Source organism: Hydrogenophaga sp., assembly GCF_041633695.1.
Classification (GTDB): Bacteria; Pseudomonadota; Gammaproteobacteria; order Burkholderiales; family Burkholderiaceae_C; genus Hydrogenophaga.
This window is the reverse complement of sequence record NZ_JBFJMY010000758.1, coordinates 1-1,087: the sequence shown is the minus strand read 5'-3', so window position 1 is coordinate 1,087 and position 1,087 is coordinate 1. Positions and strand designations below refer to the sequence as shown.

The window sequence follows — 1,087 nt, the reverse complement described above, 5'->3', positions numbered from 1 at the left end:
GCAGCTCTTCGATTTTGCGTTCCAGCTCGGCTATCGGCTGCTCAAAATCGAGAAAATTCTTTTTCGCCAAGGTGTACTCCTGTGGTCTTGTAGCGACTCTTCAGGGCCTGCGCAGGGCAGACCACAAGGCCGTACCCCGTTCATCCGGGGCCATGCTTCAACGACGATCTGATTTCAATAGGCCACGGGGACCGGGTCCAGGGAGCGCCAAATATACCAAGTTGCCACACTGGCAAACGGCGCCCAGGTCGCAGCCACCTCGCGAATCTCGCTGCGGCTCACCGGTTCGCCCGAAAAATAGGCCCGGCTGATGCCATTTTGCAGGCCGATATCGTCCAAGGGCAACACGTTGGGCCGCCTCAGGTGGAAGATCAAGAACATCTCGGCGGTCCAGCGGCCAATGCCACGGATGGCCACCAGCTCACCGATGATGTCGTCGTCGGCCATATCGGTCCATTGGCCGACGTGCAGTTGGTTGTTCGCGAAGTGCAGCGCCAGATCGACCAGATACTCCACTTTGCGTGCCGACAGCCCAGCGGCGCGCATATCGTCCACCTTGAGCTTGAGCACCTGGGCCGGCACCATCTGCCGGGGCAGTTGCTCGAACCGGTCCCACACCGATTGCGCCGCCTTGACCGATATCTGTTGGCCGACGATGCTGCGCGCCAGGGTCACAAACGCGTCGCCCCGCGACTGCAGGCTCACACCCGGGTGCTTGGGGATGAGTTTTTTCATCACCCGGTCGCGCTTGACGAGGTGTTTGCAGGCCTCGGCCCAATAGGCCGGGGCGTCTTCGGACAAACCGGGGAAAACGGAGGTGGCGGCCATCAGCTGCGCTCCCAGGTGGTGCCAGCCGCACTGTCTTTGAGAACAATGCCTTGCTCCAGCAGCACCTGGCGGATGCGGTCGGCTTCGGTGAAGTTTTTCGCCAGTTTGGCGGCCGTCCGCTCCTCGATCAAGGCCAGCACACCGCTCGCGTCCTGGCCACTGCCCGCCTGCAAGTACGCCGATGGAGGCAATTGCAACAAACCCAGAACGCCCCCCAACGCCTTCAGCACTCCAGCCAACACCGGATCTCGGCTCCGAT

At 61.7% G+C, this 1,087-nt stretch carries 1 protein-coding gene and 1 pseudogene; both read right to left on the bottom strand.

Annotated elements, in window-relative coordinates:
- Nucleotides 1–174: 174 nt before the first annotated feature.
- Entirely contained in the window at nucleotides 175–828 is a 654-nt protein-coding gene (locus ABYB95_RS23880; RefSeq protein ID WP_372662972.1) for a DNA-3-methyladenine glycosylase, read from the bottom strand.
- Nucleotides 828–1,087: pseudogene (locus ABYB95_RS23875) on the bottom strand (cysteine--tRNA ligase); the annotation flags it as partial. The pseudogene ABYB95_RS23875 and the gene ABYB95_RS23880, both read right to left, overlap by 1 nt.

What these genes read in the sequence shown, in the direction of transcription:
- ABYB95_RS23880 (WP_372662972.1), bottom strand. Translation starts at nt 828, where the DNA reads ATGGCCGCCACCTCCGTTTTCCCCGGTTTGTCCGAAGACGCCCCGGCC.